This window comes from Albidovulum sp. (assembly GCF_008933605.1).
Taxonomy (GTDB): domain Bacteria; phylum Pseudomonadota; class Alphaproteobacteria; order Rhodobacterales; family Rhodobacteraceae; genus Albidovulum.
In genome coordinates this window covers 1-25,543 of sequence record NZ_WBUS01000005.1, presented here as the reverse complement: position 1 = coordinate 25,543, position 25,543 = coordinate 1, and the positions used below count along the sequence as shown (strand labels likewise).

The 25,543-nt window shown below is 67.0% G+C and carries 24 protein-coding genes; 18 read left to right on the top strand and 6 right to left on the bottom strand.

Annotation, left to right across the window (positions count from 1 at the left end):
* Nucleotides 1-4 precede the first annotated feature (4 nt).
* On the bottom strand, nucleotides 5-859 hold the full coding sequence (locus tag F9K34_RS01370; RefSeq protein ID WP_291334690.1) for a fumarylacetoacetate hydrolase family protein: 855 nt from the start codon (nucleotides 857-859) through the stop codon (nucleotides 5-7).
* Nucleotides 860-1,049: 190 nt separating this feature from the next.
* Here F9K34_RS01370 and F9K34_RS01365 point away from each other — a divergent pair, with 190 nt between their 5' ends.
* From F9K34_RS01365 to F9K34_RS01330, 8 genes are all read left to right on the top strand, one after another.
* On the top strand, nucleotides 1,050-2,642 hold the full coding sequence (locus tag F9K34_RS01365) for an ABC transporter substrate-binding protein (RefSeq protein ID WP_291334688.1): 1,593 nt from the start codon (nucleotides 1,050-1,052) through the stop codon (nucleotides 2,640-2,642).
* A 4-nt stretch (nucleotides 2,643-2,646) separates the two neighbouring features.
* A complete protein-coding gene (locus tag F9K34_RS01360; RefSeq protein WP_291334686.1) occupies nucleotides 2,647-3,708 on the top strand; it encodes an ABC transporter permease in 1,062 nt (353 codons plus the stop codon).
* The gene (locus tag F9K34_RS01355; protein WP_291334685.1) at nucleotides 3,705-4,619 is read left to right on the top strand and encodes an ABC transporter permease; all 915 of its coding nucleotides are present in this window, start codon (nucleotides 3,705-3,707) and stop codon (nucleotides 4,617-4,619) included. Before F9K34_RS01360 ends, F9K34_RS01355 begins: the two co-directional genes overlap by 4 nt.
* 43 nt (nucleotides 4,620-4,662) lie before the next feature.
* The gene (locus tag F9K34_RS01350) at nucleotides 4,663-5,496 is read left to right on the top strand and encodes an ABC transporter ATP-binding protein (protein WP_291334683.1); all 834 of its coding nucleotides are present in this window, start codon (nucleotides 4,663-4,665) and stop codon (nucleotides 5,494-5,496) included.
* The gene (locus F9K34_RS01345) at nucleotides 5,496-6,245 is read left to right on the top strand and encodes an ABC transporter ATP-binding protein (RefSeq protein WP_291334739.1); all 750 of its coding nucleotides are present in this window, start codon (nucleotides 5,496-5,498) and stop codon (nucleotides 6,243-6,245) included. The genes F9K34_RS01350 and F9K34_RS01345 overlap by 1 nt, the downstream gene beginning before the upstream one ends.
* Before the next feature lie 6 nt (nucleotides 6,246-6,251).
* Nucleotides 6,252-7,304, top strand: coding sequence for a dipeptidase (locus tag F9K34_RS01340; RefSeq protein ID WP_291334682.1), 1,053 nt, complete (start codon nucleotides 6,252-6,254; stop codon nucleotides 7,302-7,304).
* Between the two features lie 11 nt (nucleotides 7,305-7,315).
* Nucleotides 7,316-8,521, top strand: coding sequence for a winged helix-turn-helix domain-containing protein (locus F9K34_RS01335; RefSeq protein WP_291334681.1), 1,206 nt, complete (start codon nucleotides 7,316-7,318; stop codon nucleotides 8,519-8,521).
* Between the two features lie 90 nt (nucleotides 8,522-8,611).
* Nucleotides 8,612-9,505 (top strand): DMT family transporter, encoded by an 894-nt coding sequence (locus tag F9K34_RS01330; RefSeq protein WP_291334679.1) that lies wholly within the window; start codon nucleotides 8,612-8,614, stop codon nucleotides 9,503-9,505.
* Here the strand turns inward: F9K34_RS01330 and F9K34_RS01325 are convergent, their stop codons facing one another.
* Nucleotides 9,506-10,378 (bottom strand): MurR/RpiR family transcriptional regulator, encoded by an 873-nt coding sequence (locus tag F9K34_RS01325; RefSeq protein ID WP_291334677.1) that lies wholly within the window; start codon nucleotides 10,376-10,378, stop codon nucleotides 9,506-9,508.
* Between the two features lie 142 nt (nucleotides 10,379-10,520).
* Between F9K34_RS01325 and F9K34_RS01320 the strand changes: the two genes are divergently transcribed.
* The 9 genes from F9K34_RS01320 (at nucleotide 10,521) to F9K34_RS01280 (ending at nucleotide 21,298) form a co-directional block, all read left to right on the top strand.
* Nucleotides 10,521-11,309 (top strand): N-formylglutamate amidohydrolase, encoded by a 789-nt coding sequence (locus F9K34_RS01320; protein WP_291334675.1) that lies wholly within the window; start codon nucleotides 10,521-10,523, stop codon nucleotides 11,307-11,309.
* Between the two features lies 1 nt (nucleotide 11,310).
* Nucleotides 11,311-11,817 carry a TRAP transporter small permease subunit gene (locus F9K34_RS01315; RefSeq protein WP_291334673.1) on the top strand — a complete coding sequence of 169 codons (507 nt, stop codon included), beginning with the start codon at nucleotides 11,311-11,313 and terminating at the stop codon, nucleotides 11,815-11,817.
* Entirely contained in the window at nucleotides 11,817-13,136 is a 1,320-nt protein-coding gene (locus F9K34_RS01310; protein WP_291334671.1) for a TRAP transporter large permease, read from the top strand. The genes F9K34_RS01315 and F9K34_RS01310 overlap by 1 nt, the downstream gene beginning before the upstream one ends.
* A gap of 50 nt (nucleotides 13,137-13,186) precedes the next feature.
* On the top strand, nucleotides 13,187-14,224 hold the full coding sequence (locus tag F9K34_RS01305) for a TRAP transporter substrate-binding protein (RefSeq protein ID WP_291334669.1): 1,038 nt from the start codon (nucleotides 13,187-13,189) through the stop codon (nucleotides 14,222-14,224).
* Nucleotides 14,225-14,346: 122 nt separating this feature from the next.
* Nucleotides 14,347-15,711 (top strand): glutamine synthetase family protein, encoded by a 1,365-nt coding sequence (locus tag F9K34_RS01300; RefSeq protein ID WP_291334667.1) that lies wholly within the window; start codon nucleotides 14,347-14,349, stop codon nucleotides 15,709-15,711.
* Between the two features lie 37 nt (nucleotides 15,712-15,748).
* Nucleotides 15,749-17,137, top strand: coding sequence for an aldehyde dehydrogenase family protein (locus F9K34_RS01295; RefSeq protein ID WP_291334665.1), 1,389 nt, complete (start codon nucleotides 15,749-15,751; stop codon nucleotides 17,135-17,137).
* Complete coding sequence (locus tag F9K34_RS01290) at nucleotides 17,134-18,282, top strand: iron-containing alcohol dehydrogenase (protein ID WP_291334664.1); 1,149 nt, start codon at nucleotides 17,134-17,136, stop codon at nucleotides 18,280-18,282. Before F9K34_RS01295 ends, F9K34_RS01290 begins: the two co-directional genes overlap by 4 nt.
* 182 nt (nucleotides 18,283-18,464) lie before the next feature.
* Nucleotides 18,465-20,573 carry a YjbH domain-containing protein gene (locus tag F9K34_RS01285; protein ID WP_291334662.1) on the top strand — a complete coding sequence of 703 codons (2,109 nt, stop codon included), beginning with the start codon at nucleotides 18,465-18,467 and terminating at the stop codon, nucleotides 20,571-20,573.
* Nucleotides 20,570-21,298 carry a YjbF family lipoprotein gene (locus F9K34_RS01280; RefSeq protein ID WP_291334660.1) on the top strand — a complete coding sequence of 243 codons (729 nt, stop codon included), beginning with the start codon at nucleotides 20,570-20,572 and terminating at the stop codon, nucleotides 21,296-21,298. The genes F9K34_RS01285 and F9K34_RS01280 overlap by 4 nt, the downstream gene beginning before the upstream one ends.
* Before the next feature lie 110 nt (nucleotides 21,299-21,408).
* On the opposite strand, the gene F9K34_RS01275 is transcribed toward F9K34_RS01280, so the two are convergent.
* Nucleotides 21,409-21,600: a hypothetical protein gene (locus F9K34_RS01275; RefSeq protein WP_291334659.1), complete on the bottom strand. Its 192-nt coding sequence runs from the start codon at nucleotides 21,598-21,600 to the stop codon at nucleotides 21,409-21,411.
* A 159-nt stretch (nucleotides 21,601-21,759) separates the two neighbouring features.
* Nucleotides 21,760-22,581, bottom strand: coding sequence for a CAP domain-containing protein (locus F9K34_RS01270; protein ID WP_291334658.1), 822 nt, complete (start codon nucleotides 22,579-22,581; stop codon nucleotides 21,760-21,762).
* Here F9K34_RS01270 and F9K34_RS01265 point away from each other — a divergent pair.
* Nucleotides 22,559-23,863: a UDP-glucose dehydrogenase family protein gene (locus tag F9K34_RS01265; protein WP_291334657.1), complete on the top strand. Its 1,305-nt coding sequence runs from the start codon at nucleotides 22,559-22,561 to the stop codon at nucleotides 23,861-23,863. The two genes, F9K34_RS01270 and F9K34_RS01265, sit on opposite strands and share 23 nt — an antisense overlap.
* Nucleotide 23,864: 1 nt before the next feature.
* Here the strand turns inward: F9K34_RS01265 and F9K34_RS01260 are convergent, their stop codons facing one another.
* Entirely contained in the window at nucleotides 23,865-25,373 is a 1,509-nt protein-coding gene (locus tag F9K34_RS01260; protein ID WP_291334656.1) for a malonate--CoA ligase, read from the bottom strand.
* A gap of 53 nt (nucleotides 25,374-25,426) precedes the next feature.
* Nucleotides 25,427-25,537, bottom strand: a complete 111-nt coding sequence (locus F9K34_RS19030) for a hypothetical protein (RefSeq protein ID WP_366557758.1) — start codon at nucleotides 25,535-25,537, stop codon at nucleotides 25,427-25,429.
* Nucleotides 25,538-25,543: the final 6 nt, after the last annotated feature.

Here is a 25,543-nt window from a genome sequence, read left to right as displayed (position 1 = left end):
CGCGTCACCCGGCGACGACGCGCTGGGTCTGCACGCCGAGCCCCTCGACCGAAAGCCGCATCACGTCGCCGGGCCTGAGGAAGCGCGGCGGCTTCCGCCCCATGCCGACGCCGGGCGGCGTGCCGGTGGCGATCACGTCCCCGGGCTGGAGCGACATGAAACGGCTGACGTAGGCGACGAGGAACGGCACCTTGTAGACCATGGTCGCCGTCGATCCGGTCTGCATCTGCTCGCCATTGACCTCGAGCCACATCGCCAGGTTGCCGGGGTCTTCCACCTCGTCCCGCGTCACGAGCCAGGGGCCGAGCGGTCCGAACGTGTCGCAGCCCTTGCCCTTGTCCCAGGTGCCGGCGCGCTCCACCTGGTATTCGCGTTCCGAGACATCGTTGACGACGCAGTACCCCGCGACATGCGAAAGCGCATCCTCCTCGGCGATGTATTTGCCGCCCCTGCCGATGACCACGCCCAGTTCGACCTCCCAGTCGGTCTTGACCGATCCGCGGGGCAGTTCAACGTCGTCATCAGGGCCGCAGATGGCCGAGGTCCACTTGCCGAAGACCACCGGTTCCGGCGGCACCTGAAGGCCGGATTCGGCCGCGTGGTCGGCATAGTTGAGCCCGATGCAGACGAACTTGCCGACACGTCCGACGCAGGGACCGAGCCGCAGGCCCGCTTGCGGGACGCCCGGAACCAGCGGCAGCGACTCGGGGTCCAGACCGGCGATGCCACCGAGCGTGGCGGGCTGAAGCGTCTCGCCGGCGATGTCGACCACCACGCCTGAAATGTCCCGCACGTGACCCTTCGCGTCGAGGATCCCCGGCCGTTCCGCGCCCCGCGCCCCGTACCGCACCAGTTTCATCTCGCCTCCCCGCATCGCTGCGGCCACAGGCTCGCCGGTCGGTCCGGCAGGGTCAAGGCCATGCACCACCGCCTTTGCCCTTGACTTAGAATTTTACCAAGAGGTTAATCGGTCCACGGCTCCCCGGCCTGCCCCTGCGGCATGAGAATCCGGGGACAACAACAAACAACCGACAGCGGAGAGTTCATCCATGCACCACAGTCGCAAACTGCTCGCGGCCACCGTCGCGGCCTTCGCATTCTTCAGCGCGCCGGTCGTGAAGGCGGAAACCCCGCCCGACACGCTGATCCAGGCCTGGGCGATCGACGACATCATCTCGCTCGACCCGGCCGAGATCTTCGAGTTCACGGCCTCGGAAATCGCCGGCAACGCCTACGAGGGACTGATCGGCTACGATCCGATGGACGTGACCAAGATCTACGGCAAGATCGCCGAAAGCTGGGAAGTCGCCGAAGACGGCATGTCGATCAGCTTCAAGATCAAGCCGGGCCGCACCTTCGCCTCCGGCAACCCGATCACGGCCGAGGACGTCGTCTTTTCGCTCACCCGCGCGGTGAAGCTCGACAAGTCGCCCGCCTTCATCCTGACCCAGTTCGGCCTGAACGCCGAGAACGTCGACCAGATGGTCGTCCAGACCGGCGAGGACACCGTCCAGTTCAAGATGGACAAGCCCTATGCGCCGACGCTGGTGCTCTACTGCCTCACGGCGACCGTCGGCTTCGTCGTCGACAAGAAACTCGTCATGGAACACGAGGCGAACGGAGACTTCGGCTACGAATGGCTGAAGACCAACTATGCCGGTTCCGGCCCCTTCACGGTCCGCGAATGGCGCGCGAACGAGGCGGTGGTGATGGAGCGCAACGCGAACTATTCGGGCGACGCGCCGCCGATGGCGCGGGTCATCTACCGCCACATTCCCGAAGGCGCGACCCAGCGGCTGCTTCTGGAACAGGGTGACATCGACATCGCCCGGTCGCTGACCGCCGAGGAAATCGACGCGGTGCGCGCGAACCCCGACCTGAAGATCATGGAAGGCCCTAAGGGTTCGATCTACTACCTCGGGCTGAACCAGAAGAACGAGAACCTCGCCAAGCCGGAAGTGCGCCAGGCGATGAAGTATCTCGTGGACTACCAGGCCATCGCCGACACGATCATGAAGGGCAAGGTGACGGTCCACCAGGCCTTCCTGCCCAAGGGCTTCCTCGGCGCGCTGGAAGAAACGCCCTTCTCCCTCGACGTCGCCAAGGCGAAGGAGCTTCTGGCGGCGGCCGGGCTGCCCGACGGATTCTCCGTTACGATGGACACCCGCAACACGCCCGAGATCACCGGCATCGCCCAGGCGATCCAGCAGACCGCGGCCGAGGCGGGCGTCAAGATCGAGCTCATCCCCGGCGACGGCCAGCAGACCCTGACCAAGTACCGCGCGCGCAACCACGACATCTACATCGGTCGCTGGGGACCGGACTACCAGGACCCGCACACCAATGCCGATACTTTCGCGCGCAACCCCGACAACTCGGATGACGCCGCGTCCAAGCCGCTGGCCTGGCGCAACGCCTGGGACATTCCGGACATGACGAAGGAGGCCGACGCGGCCGTTCTGGAAGCCGACGCGACCAAGCGCGCCGAGATGTATGTCAAGATCCAGAAGGAGCACCAGGAAACCTCGCCCTTCGTGATCATGTTCCAGGAGATCGAGGTCTCGGCAATGCGTTCGAACGTCAACGGCTTCATCGTCGGCCCGTCGTTCAACGACAACAACTACGCGCATGTGACGAAGTGATCGCATGAGCGATTCGACCATCGACGGGGGGCGCGGCAGCGCCCTCCTGCGTCTCCTGTGGAAGGCGGCGAAACTGCTGGCCACGGTGGCACTGACGTTTCTCGGGCTTCTCATCGTGACCTTCCTGATCGGAAGGGTCGTCCCGGTGGATCCGGTGCTCGCGGTCATCGGCGACCGCGCCCCGAAGTCGGTCTATGACCGCGTCTTCGTCGAACTCGGCCTGGACCGGCCGCTTTACGAGCAGTTCTGGATCTATCTCCAGAAGGTCTTCAGCGGCGACTTCGGCGAAAGCTTTCTCACCAAGCGGCCGATCACCGAGGACATCGCCCGTGTCTTTCCCGCGACCCTCGAACTTGCGACCGTCGCCATCCTCATCGGCACCGTGCTCGGCATTCCGATGGGAGTCTGGGCAGCCGTGCGGCAGGGCAGGCTTGCTGATCAGGTCGTGCGCGTCCTCGGTCTCGTCGGCTATTCCGCACCGATCTTCTGGCTCGGCCTCCTCGGCCTTCTCGTCTTCTATGCGCGGCTGAACTGGGTCGCGGGACCGGGGCGCATCGACATCGCCTACGAATACGCCATCACGCCGAAGACCGGCCTCCTGCTCCTCGATAGTGCGATGCAGGGGCAATGGGACGCCTTCCGCAACGTCTTCTCGCACATCATCCTGCCCGCCGCGCTGCTGGGCTATTTCTCCATGGCCTACATCAGCCGGATGACGCGCAGCTTCATGCTGAACGAACTGGCGCAGGAATACGTGACGACGGCCCGGGTGAAGGGCGTGCCGGAGTGGCGGATCATCTGGGTCCATGCCTTGAGGAACGCCGCCGTCCCGCTGGTGACCGTGGTCGCGCTGTCCTACGCCAACCTCCTCGAAGGCTCGGTGCTGACCGAGACCGTCTTCGCCTGGCCGGGGCTCGGACAGTACATCACCAACTCGCTCCAGAATGCCGACATGAACGCCGTTCTCGGCGGCACGCTTCTCATCGGCGCGATCTTCGTCGGGCTGAACCTCCTCTCCGACCTGCTCTACACCCTTCTCGACCCCCGCGTGCGGAGGCAGGCATGAGTTCCGCGACCCGCCGCGACTGGCTCCTCTCGGACCAGCCCGCCTCGCGCCGCCAGGCCCGGCTCGGCCAGGCCTACAGGACATGGCTCGCCTTCCGCTCGAACTGGCTTGCCATGGTGGGGCTCGGGATCGTCGTCCTTCTGATCCTGGTCGCGCTCCTTGCCAATCTCATCGCCCCGCACGACCCGCTTCTCGGCGGAGACCTCCGGACCGAGCGCTTCCTGCCCCCCTTGAGCGAAGGCCACCTTCTCGGCACTGACGACCTTTCCCGCGACATCTTCAGCCGCATCGTCCACGGCTCCCGCCTCACGCTCATGGTCGTGGTTCTCGTGGCGGTGATCGCCACGCCGATCGGCCTTCTTGTCGGCACCACGGCGGGCTATTTCGGCGGCTGGGTCGATACCGTGCTGATGCGGGTGACCGACATCTTCCTCGCCTTTCCCCGCCTCATCCTGGCGCTGGCCTTCGTCGCGGCCCTCGGGCCCGGCATCGAGAACGCGATCATCGCCATCGCCATCACCTCCTGGCCGCCCTATGCCCGTCTCGCGCGGGCCGAGACGCTGACGATCCGCGACAGCGACTTCATCAACGCCGCGCGCCTCCAGGGTGCGTCCTCGGCCCGGATCCTCTGGGGCCATGTCACGCCCCTCTGTCTCTCCTCCGTCATCATCCGCGTCACGCTCGACATGGCCGGCATCATCCTGACCGCCGCCGGTCTCGGCTTCCTCGGCCTCGGGGCGCAGCCGCCGCAACCCGAATGGGGCGCGATGATCGCATCCGGCCGGCGCTTCCTGATCGACCAGTGGTGGGTCGCGACCATGCCCGGCATCGCCATCTTCATCGTCTCCCTGGGGTTCAACCTCCTCGGCGACGGCCTGCGCGACGTGCTCGATCCGAAGGCGCGCAAATGAGCTTTCACCGTGGCCCGAATACTCCCGCCGGAGGCTCCCGCCGATGACGACGCTCCTGACGGTCGAAGACCTGCGCGTGACCTTCCCGACGCGTCAGGGGCCGAGCGAGGTGGTGCGCGGCGTCGGCTTCACCCTCGGCCGCGAACGGCTTGGCATCGTCGGCGAAAGCGGTTCGGGCAAGAGCCAGACCGGCCGCGCGATCCTCGGGCTGACGCCTCCGCCGGGAAAGGCCACGGCGAAGGTGCTCGACTTCGACGGCATCGACCTCCGCGCCGCCTCCGCCGCTACCTGGCGGCGCCTGCGCGGCGCCCGGATGTCGATGGTGATGCAGGATCCGAAGTTCTCGCTCAACCCGGTCATGACCATCGGCAAGCAGTTGATGGAAGCGTTGAAGTTCGGCGCCGGCGAGACCCGCGCGCAAGCCAGGGCCCGCGCGCTCGCCATGCTGGAGGCGGTGCAGATCCGCGACCCCGAGCGGGTCTTCCGCGCCTATCCGCACGAACTGTCGGGCGGGATGGGCCAGCGCGCGATGATCGCGATGATGCTGGTGACCGAGCCCGACCTTCTCATTGCCGACGAGCCAACCTCGGCGCTCGACGTGACGGTGCAGGTGGAGGTGCTGCGCATCCTCGACCGGCTCGTCCGCGAACGCGGAATGGGGCTCATCTTCATCAGCCACGACCTCAGGCTCGTCTCGTCCTTCTGCGACCGCGTGCTCGTCATGTATGCCGGCCGCGTGGTGGAGGAACTGAAGGCCGCCGACCTCGGCAAGGCACAGCATCCCTACACGCGCGGCCTGATGAACTGCCTGCCGAAGATCGAGGGCGGGGTGCGCCCCCTGCCGACGCTTGAAAGGGATGCGGCATGGGCGAGGTGATGCTGTCGGTCGAGGCGCTTGACGTCACCTTCCGACGGGGCGGCGACACGGTGCGCGCCGTGCGCGGCGTCGGCTTCGACGTGGCGCGCGGCGAAAGCTTCGGCATCGTCGGCGAATCCGGCTCGGGCAAGTCCACCGTGCTCCGCGCCATCTGCGGTCTGGCGCCGACCTCCGGCGGAACGATCCGGCTGAAGGGCCAGCCGCTGCCCGACCCCCGGCCTGCCACGTTTTTCCGCGCGGTGCAGATGGTCTTCCAGGATCCCTACGCCTCGCTTCACCCCCGCCACACCGTGGACCGCGTACTGTCCGAGCCGCTCGCCATCCACGGCTTCGACCGGCGCGAGGAGCGGATCGAGGGCGCGCTCAGGGATGTCGGCCTCGGCCCCAGCTTCCGCTTCCGCTACCCCCACCAGCTTTCCGGCGGCCAGCGCCAGCGCGTCGCCGTCGCACGCGCGCTGATCCTCGAGCCGGAGGTGCTGCTCCTCGACGAACCGACCTCCGCGCTCGATGCCTCGATCCAGGCCGAGGTCCTGAACCTCCTCGACCGGCTTCGGGCGGAGCGCGGGCTGACCTACGTCATGGTCAGCCACGACCTTGCCGTTGTCGCCCACATGTGCGACCGGCTGATCGTGATGCAGCACGGGGCCGCGGTGGAGGAACTGACGCGCGCGGCGCTCTCCGCCCACCGCGCCGCGACCGACTACACCAAGAAACTGCTCTCGGCCTCCGAGGGCTTTACCCCTGCGTGAGGCGCCATGATCCCGGTTTTTGACGGCCACAACGATTTCCTGCTGCGCCTGCTGCGCGACCCCACGAACCGCGAGACGATATGGCTCACGGGCGAGGACAAGGGTCACCTGGACCTGCCGCGGATGAGGGCCGGGGGCTTCGCAGGCGGCTTCTTCGCGGTCTACATCCCCTCGCCCACCGCCCATGACGCACCCGACTACGAGGCGATCATGGACGCGCCGCCCTACGACCTGCCGCTGCCCGACCTCATCGGCGCCGAGTCGGCACAGCCCGTTGCCGCAGCGATGATCGGCCACCTCATGTGGATGGAACGCACCGGAACGCTCGCGATCTGCCGCAGCGTCGACGAGATCCGGGCGGCGATGGCTGCGGGGAAGATCGCGGCGATCCTGCACTTCGAAGGGGCGGAAGCCATCGGCGAGGATCTCGACGCGCTGCATCTCTGGCACGCGGCGGGCCTGCGCTCGCTCGGTCCGGTCTGGTCAAGGCCCACGGTCTTCGGCCACGGCGTGCCCTTCCGCTTCCCCGGCAAACCCGACACCGGGCCGGGTCTGACCGAGGCCGGCAAGCGGCTCGTCCGCGAATGCAATGCGCTCAAGGTGATGATCGACCTCAGCCACCTGAACGAAGCCGGGTTCAACGACGTTGCCGCGATTTCCGACGCGCCGCTCGTCGCCACCCATTCCAACGCCCATGCCGTCACCCCCTCGACCCGCAACCTGACCGACGGGCAACTGGCGATGATCGCGGAAAGCGACGGCATGGTCGGGCTCAACTTCGCCACCGTCTTCCTCCGCGAGGACGGGCGGAAGTCGCCCTTCGCCGGGTGGGAGCCGGTGCTCAGGCACATGGACCACCTGATCGGTGTGCTCGGCGAGGACCGTGTCGGCCTCGGCTCGGATTTCGACGGGGCCACCCTTCCGGCCGACATTGGCGACGTGGCAGGCCTTCCGCGCCTCATCGACGCGCTCAGGGCGCATGGCTATGACGAGCCGCTGCTGCAAAAGCTCGCGCACGGGAACTGGCTGGCGCTCCTGTCGCGCACCTGGGGCCGGTAGAAGGGGGGCGCATGACGCTTCCGCTCCTGCGCAACGAACCGGCGCGGCGGCTTTTCCTCGACCGCCACGCGCTGATCGAGCCGCCCTCCGGCCCGGCCAGGGGGGCGGAACTTCTCGCGCTGATCCGCCGGCTCGGCTTCGTCCAGGTGGACAGCGTCAACACCGTCGAACGCGCCCACCACATGATCCTCTGGTCGCGGCGGCAGTCCTATCGCCCGGAGAACCTCGCGCGGCTTCTCGAACGCGACCGGGCTCTGTTCGAGCACTGGACCCATGACGCCTCGGTGATCCCGTCCGAGTTCTTCCGCTGGTGGAAGCTGAGGTTCGCCCGCGACGCCGAGCGGATCAAGGAGCGCTGGACCGGCTGGCAGGGCGCCGGCTTCCACGAACGGATCGCCGACGTGCGTGCACATGTCCACGCAACCGGCCCCGTGGGCACCGGCGATGTGGGGGCGGACGAGGCGCGGGCCGGGGGGGGTTGGTGGAACTGGCACCCGTCGAAGACCGCGCTCGAATACCTCTGGCACACGGGCGAGGTCTGCGTCTGTCACCGGACGAACTTCGCCAAGCAGTTCGACCTGACCGAGCGCATCCATCCGACGGAATGCGCGGAGGCACCACCCTCGGAGGCTGAGACCGTCGACTGGGCGTGCAACGCCGCGCTCGACCGGCTGGGCTTCGCCACCTCGGATGAGATCGCGGCCTTCTGGGCGACGGTGAAGCCGGAAGAGGCGAAGGCCTGGTGCGCCGGGGCGCTGAAGCGGGGCGAGATCGTCGAGATCGCCGTCGAGGCGGCGGACGGAACGCCGCGGAGATGCTTCGCCCGCCCGGGCGTCCTTGATGCGGCGACGGCGGTGGCGGACCCGCAGAACCGCATCCGAATCCTGTCGCCCTTCGACCCGGCTTTGCGCGACCGGAACCGCGCCGAGCGGCTCTTCGGCTTCTTCTACCGGATCGAGATCTTCGTGCCGGAGGCCAAACGGCAGTACGGCTACTACGTCTTCCCGGTGATGGAGCGCGACCGCATCATCGGAAGGATCGACGTCAAGGCCGTGCGCGCCGAAAGCCGGCTCGCCGTACGCGCCTTCTGGCCGGAACGAGGCGTGGCGATGGGCGCCGGGCGGCTGGCACGGCTCGAGGCCGAGCTTCAACGGCTGTCGCGCTTCGCCGGTTGCGGCGACGTGACCTTCGCGCCGGACTGGCTGCGCCTGACCTGAGGCACCGTCGGAAACGTCAGCGGCCAAGGTCGCTCGCAGGCAAGCCGACGCGCCCTCCCACCGTCAACCTGCCGTCCGAGGAGAGGCGGCATGGCAGGCGGAATCGGATACCGGCGGGGCGTCGCGCTCGTCGTCGCGGCGGCGGTGCTCTGGTCGCTCATGGCGCTGGCCATCCGCCTGATGGGCGATGCCGGCACATGGCAGGTGCTCTTCTGGCGCTCGCTCGGGCTTGTGCCCGTGCTCTTCCTCGTGATCTTCCGCCGGTCGGGCGGGAAGCCGCTGGCGCTGGTCCGCGCGACAGGCTGGGCAGGCGCCATCGGCGGCATGGGCCTCGTCTTCGCCTTCGCGGGCGCGATCTTCGCGATCCAGGCGGCGCCGGTGGCCAATGCGGTCTTCCTCTTCGCCGCCGCTCCACTGATGACCGCGGTCATGGCCTGGCTCCTTCTCGGCGAACCGGTCCGCCCCGCCACCTGGGGTGCGATCGTGGTCGCGGGTGCCGGAGTTTTCGTCATGGTGCGCGAGGGGCTCGCCCTTGGCGCAGGGCTCGGCAACCTGGCGGCCCTTCTCTCTGCGGCCGGGTTCGCGGCCTTCACCGTGACGCTGCGCTGGGGCCGGCTGGGTGACATGCTGCCCGCCGTGCTCATCGGCGGGGTCCTGTCGATCGTCGTTGCCGTCGCGGCCATCGCGCTCCGGGGCGAGAGCTTCGCCCTGCCGCTTCCGTCGATCCTTCTGGCCGTGGCCATGGGCGCAGTGCTCCTCGGCGGCGGGATGGCAATCTACACCGCGGGAAGCCGCTCCGTGCCCGCCGCCGAGATCGGCATCCTGGCGTTGGCCGAGGTCATGCTGGCGCCCGCGTGGGTCTGGCTTTTCCTGAACGAAGGGGCGAGTGCCGCGACCTTCGTCGGCGGTGCGATCCTGCTTCTCGCCATCGCGCTAAATGCCCTGACCGGGATGCGCCACCGCCCGCCGCCGATCACGGCCTGATCAGCGCGAACGGCGGAAGAAGCGCGCCCGCGCATAAAGGTCTTCCAGCCGCTTCATGCGCGCCTGCGTTTCTTCCCAGGTGAGGTTCTGCACGGCGGCCAGAAGCGTCTCGACGAGAACCTGGATTGCCACCGTGGAATCCCAGGCCGACGGCGCCTCGACATGGGCCGAAAGCCGATAGCGCGCACGCTCGGCGGCGGGCGAGACCCACTGGTCGGTGATGAGAACGACCTCTGCCCCCTGTTCGGCCGCGATCTCCACGAGGCTGAGCACGTTGTTCTCGTATCGGCGGATGTCGAAGGCCAGCAGGACATCCCCCGGCGCCATGTCGATGATCGCCGGCGGCCAGGCATTCGACATGTCCGAGATGAGCGACACGTCACGGCGGATGATCTTCATGTGGGTGACGAAATAGTCGGCCATGGCATGGGTGATCCGCCCGCCCATCGCATAGACCTTGCGGCCCTTGTCGGCCATCAGCCGCGCGACGGCGTCGAATTCGGCGTGGTCGATCTGGCCGAGCGTGGCCTGCAGGTTGCCCACCACGGCATCGGCGAACCGGTTGAGGATATGGGTATCCGGCACGCCCCCCGCCCAGCGGTCGTGCTTGGCTATGGGCGAGATCAGCCGCTCCTCCACCTCGGCGCGGACGACCGCCTGGAAATCCGGGTAGCCCTTGTAGCCGAGCTTCTGCACCAGCCGGACCACCGTCGGCGTCGAAACCTCCGCGCCCTTTGCCAGTGCGGTGATGGAACCGAGGGCGGCGACCGGATAGTGCCGGGTGATATGGGTCGCGAGCTGGCGCTCCGCGCGGGTCAGGTCGCCGAAGCTCGCCCGGATCTGCTGTTCGATGGTCCTTGCAGTACTCGGCACGCGCGACTCCTCTCTCGCGGGCAGGCTTCGCCGCGCCGCGCCAGAAACGATTGTAACAGGAATCTCCGTCAAGAAAACATCTTGACAGAAACGGAGGCGGCGAACGAGCCTTGCAGTAATGAATCGGGGGGGAAGCAGGACGATGGCGGGGGCGCGACAGTCCGGTCTTGAGGTCGTGGTGACGAGAAACCGCGAGGCGCCGGGTCCCTTCCTTGTCGTCTGCGAACATGCCTCGAACCACTTTCCGGCCGTCTTCGGCACGCTCGGCCTGGCGCCCGAGGCGCGCTCGGCGCATATCGCCTGGGACCCCGGCGCGCTCGGGGTAGCGCGACGGCTGGCACGGCTGCTCGACGCGCCGCTCGTGGCGGCAGGGGTGTCGCGGCTGGTCTACGACCTGAACCGCCCGCCGCATTCGCCGGGGGCGATGGCCGCGCGCAGCGAAGACTTCGACATCCCCGGCAACGCCCGTCTTTCCGCGGCCGAACGGCGCCGGCGGACCGAGGCCGTCTACCTGCCCTTCCACGCCGAGCTGCGCGCCGAGATCGCCCGTCGCCTCGCGCGCGGTCGCCCTCCGGTCATCGTCACGGTCCACAGTTTCACACCGGTCTGGTTCGGCCAGCCGCGCACGGTGGAATTCGGCGTCATCCATGACGCCGACCCGTCACTTGCGCTGGCGGTGCTGGCCGAGGCGAAGGTGCAGACGCGGCTCGACTGCCGGCTGAACGAGCCCTATTCGGCTGCCGACGAGGTAACGCACACGCTCAGGCTCCAGGCCACGCCCTACGGTCTGGCAAACGTGATGCTGGAAATCCGGAACGATCTCATCGCCACGCCCGAGGCCGAGGAGGCGATGGCAGCGATGCTCGCCCCCGTTCTGAAGGCCGCGCTTGCGGCAATTACCCCGCCGATGACCGAGGAGGCGGTGGCCTGACATGCCGGACTGGGCACGTTCCTACGTGAAATTCATCGAGGCGCTTAACTACCGGATCGGGCGCTTCGCGATGTATCTCCTGTTCGTCATGATGGCGATCCTGATCTGGTCGTCGGTCACCAAGATCATTCGTGTCCCGGCGATCTGGACGCTGGAGATGGCGCAGTTCACGCTGGTGGCCTACTACCTTCTCGGCGCGCCCTATACCTTCCTGCTGAACACCAACGTTCGGATGGACCTGCTCTACTCCCGGCTTCGGCCTCGGACGCAGGCGTGGTGGGACGTGTTCACGGTCTTCGCGCTGATCTTCTACCTTGGCGTCATGCTCTACGGCGCGATTGGCAGCACCGCCTATTCCTTCGAGACATGGGAGCGCAATCCCTCGGGCTGGCGCCCCTATCTCTGGCCGATCAAGGTGGTGATCTGCGTGAGCTTCGTCCTGATGATCCTGCAGGCCATCGCCCATCTCATCCGCGACGTCGCGGTCATTCGCGGTGAGGAAATCTGATGTCCTACGAGATGATCGCGGTCCTGATGTTCTCGACCATGCTCCTGATGATGATCACGGGGCAAAGGGTCTTCGGCGCCATCGGCTTCGTCGCCGTCGTCGCCGCGATCCTGCTCTGGGGGCCGGGCGGGTCCGACATGGGCTTTTCCTCGGTGATGAAGCTGATGAAGTGGAACGCGCTGCTGACACTGCCGATGTTCGTCTTCATGGGCTATGTCATGTCGGAGACCCGGCTGGCGGAAGACCTGTACAAGATGTTCCATGTCTGGTTCGGACCGCTGCCCGGCGGGCTCGCGGTGGGCACGATCCTGCTGATGGTGATGATCTCGGCGATGAACGGGCTGTCCGTCGCGGGCATGGCGATCGGCGCGACCATCGCGCTGCCCGAGCTTGTGAAGCGCAACTACGACAAGCTGATGATCTCGGGCGTGATCCAGGGCGGATCCAGTCTCGGCATCCTCATCCCGCCCTCGGTCGTGCTGGTGCTCTACGCCCAGATCGCCCGCCAGCCGGTGAGCCAGCTCTGGCTCGCGGGGCTGATGCCGGGCTTGCTGATGGCCTTCTTCTTCGTCGTCTACATCGCCGTGCGCTGCTGGCTGAGCCCCAGCCTCGCCCCACGGATGAGTGCCGAGGAACGCGCGGCGATTTCCTGGGGCGAGCGCATCCGGCTCCTGCGCGCGGGGCTCCTGCCTGTCGTGATCTTCGGCGCCATGATGATCCCCTTCGTGAAGGGCTGGACGAGCCTGACCGAGGCCTCGGTCGTCGGCGCACTGACGACGGTTATCGCCGCCGCGATCAAGGGTCGCTTCACGCGCGAGGTCTTCGAGGTCGCCACCCGCTCGACGCTCGCCATCACCACGATGTTCATGCTCATCATCATGGCGGCGCTGTCTTTCGGCGCGGTCTTTGACGGGCTGGGCGCGGGGCGCGCGATCGAGAATTTCTTCGTCCGCGACCTCGGCCTCTCGGCCTGGCAGATCCTCGTCCTGATGCAGCTCAGCTTCCTGATCATGGGGATGTTCCTCGACGACACCGCGATGCTGGTCATCGTCGCGCCGATCTACGTGGGGCTCGCCAAGGCGCTCGGTTTCGACCTGATCTGGTACGGCATCCTCTACACGATCACCTGCCAGATCGCCTATCTGACGCCGCCCTTCGGCTACAACCTCTTCCTGATGCGGGCGATGGCACCGGCCGACTTCACGCTGCCGATGATCTACCGCTCGGTCTTTCCCTTCGTCATGGTGATGATCTTCACCCTAATCGTCCTCATGATCTTCCCGGAGATCGCACTCTGGCTGCCGGAGAAACTGATTTGACCAAGAAGAAGACCCCGGGACCCGGGGCACCTGCAACAAGGAGAAGAGAGATGACGACAAGACGCAAGTTCCTGACCTCCGGCGCGCTCGCCGCAGGCGCAACGCTGGCCGCGCCGGCGACGCTGCGCGCGCAGGACGCGATCAAGTGGCGGCTGCAGACCTATGCCGGCGCGGCGCTCGGCGCCGAGGTCGTGCAGCCCGCGATCGAGGCCTTCAACACGATCGCCCAGGGCCAGATGGAGATCGAGCTTTACTTCTCGGACCAGCTCGTGCCGACGGCGGAGCTTTTCCGCGCGATGCAGAACGGCACCATCGACGCGGTGCAGTCCGACGACGACTCGATGGCCTCGCCGACCGAGGTCACGGTGTTCGGCGGCTACTTCCCGCTCGCGCTGCGCTATTCGCTCGACGTGCCGGCGCTCTTCAACCACTACGGGCTCGACGAGATCTGGAAGGAAGAATACGCCAAGGTCGGCATCCAGCACATCTCGGCCGGGTCGTGGGACCCCTGCCACTTCTCGATGAAGGACCCGGTGACCAAGCTCGCCGACCTGCAAGGCAAGCGCGTCTTCACCTTCCCGACCGCGGGCCGTTTCCTCGCGCAGTTCGGCGTGGTGCCCGTGACGCTCCCCTGGGAGGACATCGAGATCGCGCTGCAGACGGGTGAACTGGACGGCGTGGCCTGGTCGGGCATCACCGAAGTCTATACCGCCTCCTGGGCGAAGCAGGCGCCAAACTTCCTGACGAACAACATCTCGGGCGCCTGGATCGGGCACTTCTTCGCCAACCAGGAGCGCTGGAACGCGGTGCCGCCGCACCTGCAGCTCCTGATGAAGACCTGCTTCGAGCAGTCGCACTACTACCGCCAGCACTGGTACTGGGCGGGCGAGGCGAAGCTCCGCGTCGAAGGCGCCGATACCAAGCTGACCTCCATTCCCGACGAGGAATGGGCCACCGTCGAAGAGGCCGCGCGGAAGTTCTGGGAAGAGATCGCGGCGGAAAGCGAGACCAAGGCCAAGGTCGTCGCCATCATCGAGAAGTACAACGAGAACATGGTGAAGGCCGGGCGGCCCTACCGCTACACATGACGGCAGGACGGGGCGGCGGGTCTTTCGCCGCCCCTTTCCTTCACCGAAAAATTTGATCAAATACCAAACCGACAGGGACAGGGCCCGAATCCGGCCCCGAAAGACGAGCGAGGAGAGGCTAAATGCCCGCAAACCTGACTTTCGACGCGCTGAAGAAGGCCGTCGCCGCCGGCGAGATCGACACTGTCCTCGTGGCCATCGTGGACATGCAGGGCCGCCTCATGGGCAAGAGGTTCGTCGCACAGCACTTCGTCGACAGCGGTTGGGAGGAGACGCATTGCTGCAACTACCTCCTCGCCGTCGATGTCGAGATGTTCACGGTTCCGGGTTACAAGTCGGCCGGCTGGGAAAAGGGCTATGGCGACTACGTGGTCAAGCCCGATCTCGCCACGCTGCGCCGCATCCCCTGGCTTGCGGGCACGGCGCTCTGCATGGCCGACCTTCTCGACCACCATACGCATGAAGAGGTCGCCGTCAGCCCCCGCGCGATCCTCAAGCGCCAGGTCGCCCGCGCCAAGGCGATGGGCTTTGACGCGATGATGGCGACGGAGCTGGAGTTCTACCTCTTCGAGGAAAGCTTCGACACGCTGCATGACCGCGATTACCAGAACCTGCGGACGCTCGGCCGTCACAACGCCGATTACGCGATCTTCGGCACCTCGAAGGAAGAGTCGGTGATGCGGGCGATCCGCAACGGCCTCTGGGACGCCGGCATCCCGATCGAGTGCTCGAAGGGCGAGGCCGAGGCCGGGCAGGAGGAGGTGAACGCGAAGTACTCCGACGCGCTCGACACCTGCGACATGCATGCGATCATCAAGAACGGCGTGAAGGAAATTGCCCATTCCCAGGGCCGCGCCGCGACGTTCATGGCGAAATACGACCACCGCCGCGCCGGCTCGTCGAGCCATATCCACCAGTCGCTGTGGAAGGCAGGCAAGCCCGCCTTCCGCGACGAGAAGGACCCGCACGGAATGTCGGCGCTGATGAAGCACTACATCGCCGGGCAACTGGCCTATGCGCGCGAGATCACGCCGCTCCTCGCGCCTTACATCAACAGCTACAAGCGCTTCGTTGTCGGCATGTTCGCGCCAACCAAGGCCGTCTGGTCGCTCGACAACCGCACGGCCGGTTTCCGCGTCTGCGGCGAGGGGACGAAGGCGGTCCGCGTCGAATGCCGCATAGGGGGTGCCGACCTGAATCCCTACATGGCCTGTGCCGGGCTCCTGGCGGCGGGTCTGGCCGGTATCGAGCAGAAGCTGGAACTGGAGCCCGCGATCGCCGGCGACATCTACCACGCCAAGCGCGTAAGGGAGATTCCGCACACGCTGGGCGAGGCGGCGGCGCTGATGAGCAAGTCGAGGATGCTGCGCACCGCCTTCGGCGACGACGTGGTGGACCATTACGTCCATGCCGCGGAATGGGAGATCAGCGAGCAAAACCGCGTCGTGACCGACTGGGAAGTGAAACGGGGATTCGAGCGGCTCTGACGCCGCTGGAGACGCACAGGCGCCAAGTGAGGACCAGATGACGAAGATGATCCAGTGTATCTCGCCCGTGGACGGGCGGGTCTATGCCGAGCGGCCGCCGCTTTCGCCGGAGGCGGCGGCTTCGGTCGTGGCGCGGGCGAAGGCGGCGCAGCCCGCCTGGGCGGCGCGGACGCTCGACGAGCGCATCCGGCTCGTGAAGGACGGCGTGGCCCGGCTCAATGCCGACAAGGAGCGGATCGTCGAGGAACTGGCCTGGCAGATGGGCCGCCCGACCCGCTTCGGAGGCGAGTTCGGCGGGCTGAACGAACGCACGAACTACATGGCCGGCATCGCCGCCGAGGCGCTGGCGCCGATGCTGGTGGAGGAGACCGACCGTTTCGCCCGCCGCATCGAATTCGCGCCCCATGGGCTCGTCTTCGTCATCGCGCCCTGGAACTACCCCTACATGACCGCGATGAACACGGTCGTGCCCGCGCTCATCGCCGGCAACGCGGTGATCCTGAAGCACGCGAGCCAGACACTCGTCGTCGGCGAACGCATCGCCGAGGCGCTGCATGCCGCGGGCGTGCCGCAGGACGTGTTCCAGAACGTCGCCCTCGACCACGCCGGGACCGAGAAGCTCATCGCCGACCGTTCCTTCGGCTTCGTCAACTTCACCGGCTCGGTCGGCGGCGGCCAGGCGATCGAACGCGCGGCGGCGGGCACCTTCACCGGACTCGGGCTGGAGCTTGGCGGCAAGGATCCCGGCTACGTCATGGAGGATGCCGACCTCGACTGGGCCGTCGATGTCCTCATGGACGGCGCGATGTACAATGCCGGCCAGTGCTGCTGCGGGATCGAGCGCATCTACGTCAACCACAGGCACTTCGACGAGTTCGTCGCGAAGTCGGTGAAGTGGGTGAACGCCCTGAAGCTCGGCAACCCCTTCGACGCCGACACCACGCTCGGCCCGATGGCCAACCGCCGCTTCGCCGACACGGTGCGCGCGCAGACCGCCGAGGCCGTGGCTGCGGGCGCCAAGCCGCTGATCGAGCGGCAGAATTTCCCGACCGACGACGGCGGCGCCTATCTCATGCCGCAGATCCTCGTGAACGTCGATCACTCGATGCGGGTGATGACGGAGGAAAGCTTCGGCCCCGTCGTCGGCATCATGGCAGTGAAGGACGATGCCGAGGCGCTGAGGCTGATGAACGACAGCCCCTATGGCCTGACGGCGAGCCTCTGGACGCAGGATCCCGACCGCGCCTGGTCGATCGCTAGGCAGGTGGAGACCGGCACCGTCTTCATGAACCGCGCCGACTACCTCGACCCGGCCATCTGCTGGACCGGCTGCAAGGATACCGGCCGCGGTGTCGGCCTCTCGAAACTTGGCTACCAGTCCGTCACCCGACCCCGCTCCTATCATTTCCGCAAGGTGAAATCATGACAGTGCCCAGCGCCAACTGGTCCTATCCGACCGCCGTGAAATTCGGCCCCGGCCGCATCCGCGAGCTTGCCGACCACTGCAAGGCGGTCGGCATGAAGCGACCGCTCCTCGTCACCGACAAGGCGCTGGCGTCGCTGCCGATCACGGGCCAGGCGCTCGACATCCTCGATGCCGCCGGGCTTGGCCGCGCGGTCTTCTCGGAAGTCGATCCGAACCCGAACGAGATGAACATGGAGGCCGGGCTCAAGGTCTATCGCGCCGGGGGGCATGACGGCGTCGTCTGCTTCGGCGGCGGCTCCGCGCTCGACCTCGGCAAGATGATCGCGCTGATGGTCGACCAGACGGTCCCGGTCTGGGATCTGGAGGATATCGGTGACTGGTGGACGCGGGCGGACGGCTCGAAGATCGCACCCATCATCGCGGTGCCGACGACGGCCGGGACCGGCAGCGAGGTCGGCCGCGCCGGCGTCCTCACCAACTCCGCCACCCACAAGAAGAAGATCATCTTCCACCCGAAGCTCCTGCCCTCGGTCACGATCTGCGACCCGGAACTGACGGTCGGGATGCCGCGCTTCATCACCGCCGGGACGGGCATGGACGCGCTGGCGCATTGCCTCGAGGCCTATTCCAGCCCGTTCTACCACCCGATGAGCCAGGGCATCGCGCTGGAAGGCATGCGGCTGGTGTTCGAAAACCTGCCGAAGGTCTACGACAACCCGAACGACCTTGAGGCGCGCGCCCACATGATGAGCGCGGCGGCGATGGGCGCGGTGGCGTTCCAGAAGGGCCTCGGCGCCATCCACTCGCTTTCCCACCCGGTCGGCGCGGTCTACGGCACGCACCACGGCACGACGAATGCCGTCGTCATGCCCATGGTGATGGAGTTCAACCGCAACGCCATCGAGCACCGGATCGAGAAGGCCGCCGCCTACATCGGCTTCGGCGGGGGCTTTGCCGGCTTCCACGATCAGGTCATGGAGTTGCGCGCGAATCTCGCCATACCCGAGAATCTCTCGGCCATGGGCGTGCAGTTCGCCGATCTCGACATGCTGACCGAGATGGCGCTTGAGGACCCCTCCTGCGGCGGCAACCCGGTGAAGATGACACGCGAGAACACCCGCAGACTCTACGACGCCTGCATGTGATCTGCGCCGTTCGCGGGACGGCGCCAGCCGTCCCGCGCCACCAGGCGTTGCATAAATGACCGCCGGTGCGGCGATCCATCGCCCGCCGGGCGGCCATGCGGTCCTTAGCCCCTCGCAGCCGCTGGCGATCCGTGTATAGTGTCGGCAAACAAAAGCGCCGCAGCAATAAGACGGAGAGCAGGGTGCGGGGACAGAAGATCGCAGGCATCGGCCTCACGTCCGTGGCCGCCCTCGGGGCTTGGGTGGCCTATGCCGAGCCGACCCTGACCCCCAGCCCAGGGACATTTGGCCTGCCCGGGCTCGTCGACATGCCGACGGCCGAAAGCAATCCGGAAGGGATCATCACCGCCAGCGTCTTCCGCTTTGCCGGCGCGATGCGGATCACGGCCACCTTCCAGGTGACCGACCGGTTGACCGGCGCCTTCCGCTATTCGCGCGTGCCGAGGATCTTCACCAACGGATCGGCGCTCTACGACCGATCCTTTGACGTCCAGTACCGCCTGCTCGACGAGAAGGACTGGCGCCCGGCAGTCGCGATCGGCCTGCGCGACTTCATCGGAACCGGGGTCTATTCCGGCGAATACATTGTCGCGTCCAAGACGGTCACGCCGCGTCTCAGGGCGACGGCGGGCCTCGGCTGGGGCCGGCTCGGCAGCCATGGCGACATCGGAAGCCCCTTCGGGTCGCGCCCGACGCTCGACATCGGCGAGGGCGGCAAGGCCAACACCGACCAGTTCTTCCGTGGCCCGGTATCGCCCTTCTTCGGCCTCGCCTGGGCGGCGACCGACAAGCTGACGCTGAAGGCGGAATATTCCACCGATGGCTATGACCGCGAGACGGCGGCGGGCACGTTCTCCCGCGATTCCTCGGTCAACCTCGGTTTCGAGTATCGTTTCAACAAGTCGGCGAGCCTCACGGGATACTACCTCTACGGCACGGAAGTCGGGCTCCAGTTCAACCTCACCGTCGATCCGCGCCGAGCGCCGGCGCCAAGCGGGCTGGAGACGGCCCCGCTGCCGGTCCGGCCGCGCCCGTCGCCCTCGGCCGATCCCGCGGCCTGGGCGACCGACTGGACCGCCGACCCCGAGGTGCATTCCGGCGTGCAGACCGCGCTTGCCAAGGCGCTGGCGAAGGACGGACAGGTTCTGGAGAGCATGGCGCTTTCGGCCACAAGGGTCGAAGTGCGCGTCCGCAACCAGAAATACCTCGCCCAGCCGCAGGCAGTGGGTCGCGTTGCCCGGGCGCTGACCCGCGCCGTTCCACCGTCGGTCGAGACCTTCGTCATCACCTCGATGGCAAACGGGATGCCGACATCTTCGGTCACGCTCCAGCGGAGCGACATCGAGCGGCTGGAGAGCGAAGGCTCGGTCGAGATCCTGCGGACGGCCGAGTTCACCGATCCCATGACGGGACCGGACACCGGCCTCGTGCCGACGCCGGGCACCTACCCGCGCTTCGTCTGGTCGCTGTCGCCCTACGGCGAGGCCAGCGTCTTCGACCCCGACGATCCGCTCAGGGCCGATTTCGGCGTGCAGCTCGCCGGGCGCTACGAGTTCGCGCCGGGGCTGATCCTTTCGGGCAGCATCCGCAAGAAGATCGTGGGCAACCTGGACGACTCGACCCGCGTTTCGGACTCGACGGTCTATCACGTGCGCTCCGACCTCGTGGAGTACCAGAGGCAGGGCGACGCGGGCATCCATGACCTGACGCTGGCCTGGTACGCGCGTCCTGCCCCGAACCTCTACAGCCGGGTGAGCGTCGGCCTCCTCGAACGCATGTACGGCGGCGTGTCGGGCGAGCTTCTGTGGAAGCCGGTCGACAGTCGCCTCGCCCTCGGGGCCGAGGTCAACTATGTCAAGCAGCGCGACTTCGACACGATGTTCAGCTTCCGCGACTACGATGTCGCGACCGGACATGTCTCGGCCTATTACGACTTCGGCAAGGGTTTCCTGGGCCAGGTGGATGTCGGCCGCTACCTTCTCGGCGACTGGGGCGCGACCTTCACACTCGACCGCGAGTTCGCCAACGGCTGGAAGGTCGGCGCCTACGCGACATTCACCGACTTGTCGGAACAGGACTTCGGCGAAGGCTCGTTCGACAAGGGCGTGCGGCTGACGATCCCGGTCAGCTGGACGACCGGGAAGCCGTCCACCAACAAGGTGAGCACCGTCATCAAGCCGCTCAACCGCGACGGCGGCGCGCGGCTCGACGTCGATGGCAGGCTCTACGAGACCATCCGCAGCACCCACCAGGGGGACATGCAGATCCAGTGGGGGAGGTTCTGGCGGTGACGTACCACGTCGCGCCCGCCGGGCGCACCTTCCGCCGCGCCGCCGCTGTCGGCGCCGGGCTCGTCGCGCTGGCCCTGGCCGGCTGCGGGACCGATACCTCGAAGACCGAGGGAACGACGATCGCCATGGGCGTCGTCAAGGGCATGACGGCAAAGCTGTCGCCGAAGAAGGCCGCCGGACCGGCCACCGTCCCGGACCCGGAGAGCCTCGCCGCGTCGGCGATGGCATCCTTCAAGGGCCCGCTGATTCTCGCGCAGATCGAGAAGGCCGGGCTGCTCACCGCTTTGGGCGAGACGGGGCGGAACGGCGCGGTGAGGACCTACGCCACGTCGAACGAACAGACGCTGGTCCTGCGCAATGGCCTGCTCACCGCCACGCGCGGCCTGGGCGACGATCTGATGTCGGCCAAGACCGACGCCGCAGCGGGATTGATCCTGCGCCGCCAGGCGGGCACGGTCGATCGCGTCTATCGCTACCTCGACGGCGAGGGGATCGAGCGGCCGCTGCCCATGGCATGCAGCGTCACGACCGGGCCGGCAAAATCCTTCGACTTCGCGGGGCGCCACTACGACACGCTGCAATTGGACGAATCCTGCAAGGCGACATCCACGACCCTGACGGTGAGCAACAGCTACTGGGTCACTGCCGACGGCACCGTCGCGCTGTCGCGGCAATGGATCGGCCCGGCCCTAGGCCATGTCACGATCCAGCTCGTCCGGCCCTGAGGTCCGGGCCGCGCGACAGGCCCTGCGCGACAAGGAGACTGCCTGCTAGGACGAAGGCCGGACGCACAGCGCCCGGCCTCCACCTTCGTACTCGAACGTCGATCCCGAGATCAGGAGTCCGACGAAGCCGCCGCGATGACGCCCAGCAGGAGGAGCGCCGGCACGATCAGGCCCGCATTGGAGGTTCCAGCCGGGGCGACTGCAACCGGCTCGGCTTCCACGACGGGCGCCGAGTAGCCGCCGGCAAACGCCGCGCCGGCCGAAAGAGTGATGACCGCAGCGAGGGTCGCGATTTTCTTCATGTTGATTCTCCGCTCTTAGCCTTCAAGAGCCGCCACTCGCGGCAGCATCCTTTCGCAGCAGAGCATATTCCTGAACGAGATCAAAGCAGTTTTCGGAGTTGCTGCAATGCAGCTACGACAGTGTTGCAAATTGGCCCGAGGGTTCGCGCACTCGTTGCGTCAGCCGGCAAAGTTCTGGGAAACGTAATAATTTCCGCAGTATGGCGCCTTCCCGTCGAAACCTACGCCCGAACCGACCCGGGTCACCTTGCGGTCGAGTATGTTCCGGCGATGATCCGCCGAAGCCATCCAATAGGTGACAATGGTACGCGCCAAGGTTGCATAGGTATGGGGTGGAATCACCCTCCCGTCGCTGCCGCGAAACCCGCAGGAGGCGCCGTCGGCGATCCGGAACGACTTGCCGTCGATCTGGAAGCGCGCGATCTGGCCGATGTTTTCCGATCCGGCCCGGAACCTGACGCCTGACGCCTTGATCCGCGCGAGCGTGTTCGCCTGCCCGGGCGTCTGCGACTTGTGGGACAGCGCCCGGGCCTTGGCCATCCATTTCGCGTGCTGGCCTGCGACCTTGCGCAGGCCCTGCGCGTCCGCGAGCGCCGGCACACCCGCCTTGCAGCGGTGGTAGTTGAGTTCGGCCAGGATGGCGGCATCGACCAGGGCCTGGTCGATGCGCTCCTCGGGCCGAATGGCGGCGTCGGCCCCCCGAACGGTCGGGCGCGAACAGGCATCGGCTGCACCGACGAGCGTCAGGCCGGCGAGGATTCCGGCGGCAAGGAGTTTCACGGCGCGCGGGATCATTTCCGGACTCCAGGGCGAACGACGACAAGTCGCGGCATTTCGCGCGACTGTGCACGAAACCCGGACATTTCCGGGGCAGGATTGCGCCGACATGCGGCTCAGGCGTTGACAGGCCGGTTGGGATGGGTCCTTCTCCAGCCCGAGTATTGGTCGGGGGCGTTTCATGAAGATCGCGATGATCGGCACGGGCTATGTCGGGCTCGTCTCCGGCGTCTGCTTTTCCGATTTCGGGCACCAGGTCGTCTGCGTCGACAAGGACCCGCGCAAGATCGACATGCTGAAGGCGGGACGGGTGCCGATCTATGAACCCGGACTCGATGTCCTGATGGCGAAGAACGTCACCGCCGGACGCCTCTCCTTCACCGGTGACCTGGCCTCGGCCGTCGACGGGGCCGACGCGGTCTTCATCGCCGTGGGCACGCCCACCCGGCGCGGCGACGGCCATGCCGACCTGACCTATGTCATGTCCGCCGCCGAAGAGATTGCCCGGGCGCTCACGGGCTATGCCGTCGTGGTGACCAAATCGACCGTCCCTGTCGGCACGAATGCCGCCGTGCGCGCGGTGATCGAGAGAGCCGCGCCGGGCAAGGACTTCGACGTGGCCTCGAACCCCGAGTTCCTTCGCGAAGGCGCGGCCATCGACGACTTCATGCGGCCCGACCGCGTGGTCGTCGGCGTCACCTCCGAGCGTGCGAAGAAGGTCATGGGCGAAGTCTACCGCCCGCTCTTCCTGCGCGACTTCCCGATCCTCTACACCGACCTGGAGACGGCGGAACTGATCAAGTACGCCGCCAACGCCTTCCTCGCGACGAAGATCACCTTCATCAACGAGATCGCACGGCTCTGCGAAAGGGTGGGAGCGGACGTGAAGCAGGTGTCGAAGGGCATCGGCCTCGACGGCCGGATCGGCAACAAGTTCCTGCATGCAGGCCCCGGCTACGGCGGGTCGTGCTTCCCGAAGGACACCTCGGCGCTGGCCCGGATCGGCCAGGAACATGCCGCGCCGATGCAGATCGTCGAGACCGTGATCAAGGTCAACGACGAGATCAAGCGGCGCATGGTCGACAAGGTGATGGACCTCTGCGGCGGCACGGTGAACGGCAAGACCGTCGCCGTGCTCGGCGTCACCTTCAAGCCCAACACCGACGACATGCGTGACGCGCCCGCCCTCACCATCGTGCCGGCGCTCGTGGGGAACGGCGCGAAGGTGCGTGTGGTCGATCCGCAGGGCCGGCGCGAGGGAGAGCACCTCCTGCCCGGTGTCACCTGGATGGAGGACGCCTATGCAGCCGCGGCGGGGGCGGACGCCGTCGTGATCCTGACCGAATGGAACGAGTTCCGTGCGCTCGACCTGTCCCGCATGGCGAAGGCGATGACCCACGCCCGGATGGCCGACCTCAGGAACGTCTATTCTCCGAAGGACGCCGCCGAGGCCGGGTTCGAGGCCTACACCGGCGTCGGCCGGTGAGTCAGGAGGCGAAGATGTCCCGGAACTCGTCGCGCAAAACCGCCTTCTGCACCTTGCCCATGGTGTTGCGCGGCAGGCTGGCGCGGAAGGCCACGACCTTCGGCTGCTTGAACGTCGCCAATGTCTCGGACAGCGACGCCCGGATCGTGGCTTCATCCAGCGTGGCGCCGGCCTCCGCCACGATGACGGCCACCACGCCCTCGCCGAAATCCGGGTGCGGCGCGGCGATCACCGCGCTTTCCAGGACGCCGGGCAGCGCGTCGATGGCAAGCTCCACTTCCTTCGGATAGACGTTGAAGCCGCCGGTGATGATCAGGTCCTTGCCCCGGCCGACGATCGTCACATAACCGTCCGCGTCCACGAACCCGAGGTCGCCGGTGATGAAGAACCCGTCCGCGTGCAGTTCCTCGGCGGTCTTTTCCGGCATCATCCAGTAGCCCTTGAAGACGTTCGGTCCCCGCACTTCGATGGTGCCGATCTGGCCCCGCTGCACCTCGCGCCCCTCCCCGTCGCAGACCTTCAGTTCCACTCCCGGCAGGGGGAACCCGACCGTTCCCGGCCGCCGCTCGCCCTCGTAGGGGTTCGAGGTGTTCATGTTGGTCTCGGTCATGCCGTAGCGTTCGAGGATGCGATGGCCGGTGCGCGCCTCCCACTGGCGGTGGGTCTCGGCCAGCAGGGGCGCGGAGCCGGAGATGAAGAGACGGACCTTGGCGACAAGGTCGCGGGTCAGGCGCGGGTCCTCGATCAGCCGCGTGTAAAAGGTCGGCACGCCCATCATCGCGGTCGCCTCGGGCAGGAAGCGGATCACCTGATCGGCGTCGAACTTCGGCAGGAAGATCATCGGGCAGCCCGCGAGAAGCGCCACGTTGGTAGCGACGAAAAGCCCGTGGGTGTGGAAGATCGGAAGCGCGTGGAGAAGGACATCCCGGTCCGTGAAACGCCAGAAATCCACCAGCACCTTCGCGTTCGAGAGGAGGTTCGCGTGACTCATCATCGCGCCCTTCGACCGGCCCGTGGTGCCGGAGGTGTAGAGGAGCGCCGCAAGGTCCTCCGGCCCCCGCGCCACGGCAGGGCCCGGCGCTGCGGCGCGGGCGGCCTCCGCGAAACTCCCGCTCCCGTCTGCGTTGACCGTGGCGAGGCGCGCTCCCGCCGTCGTGGCCACCGGGGCGAGAAGGGCTTCCGACCGCCCGTCGCAGAGGAGGAGCCGCGCGCCCGCGTCGGCGACGAAGTAGCCGACCTCGGCCGGTGTGTAGGCGGTATTGAGCGGAAGGAAGACCACGCCCGCCTGGATAGCGCCGGCGATCACGGCGAGCATGTCGGGGCTCTTGTCCATTTGCAGCGCCACCCGGTCGCCCGGTTCGAGCCCCGCCCCCCGAAGCGCGGACGCATAGCGCGCGGCCATCGCGCCGAAAGCGGCGTGGCTGAGCCGCGACCCGTCGGGAAGGATCAGGAAATCCGCCGCGCTCCGCTCGTGACGTCCGAAGAGCGCGTCGTAGAGATGGTTGGCCATGCTGTTCCCCGGGTCTGCCTCCCGGCCGGAATACCGCCGTCGCTGACCGGAATCTAGCGGGCGCGGAAGGGGATCAGGCTCAGGCCGAAGAGACCCGCGGCCGCCGCGACGATCGAGGGCCCCGCGGGCGTGTCGAAAAGAAGCGAGAGCCAGAGCCCGGCCACCACCGC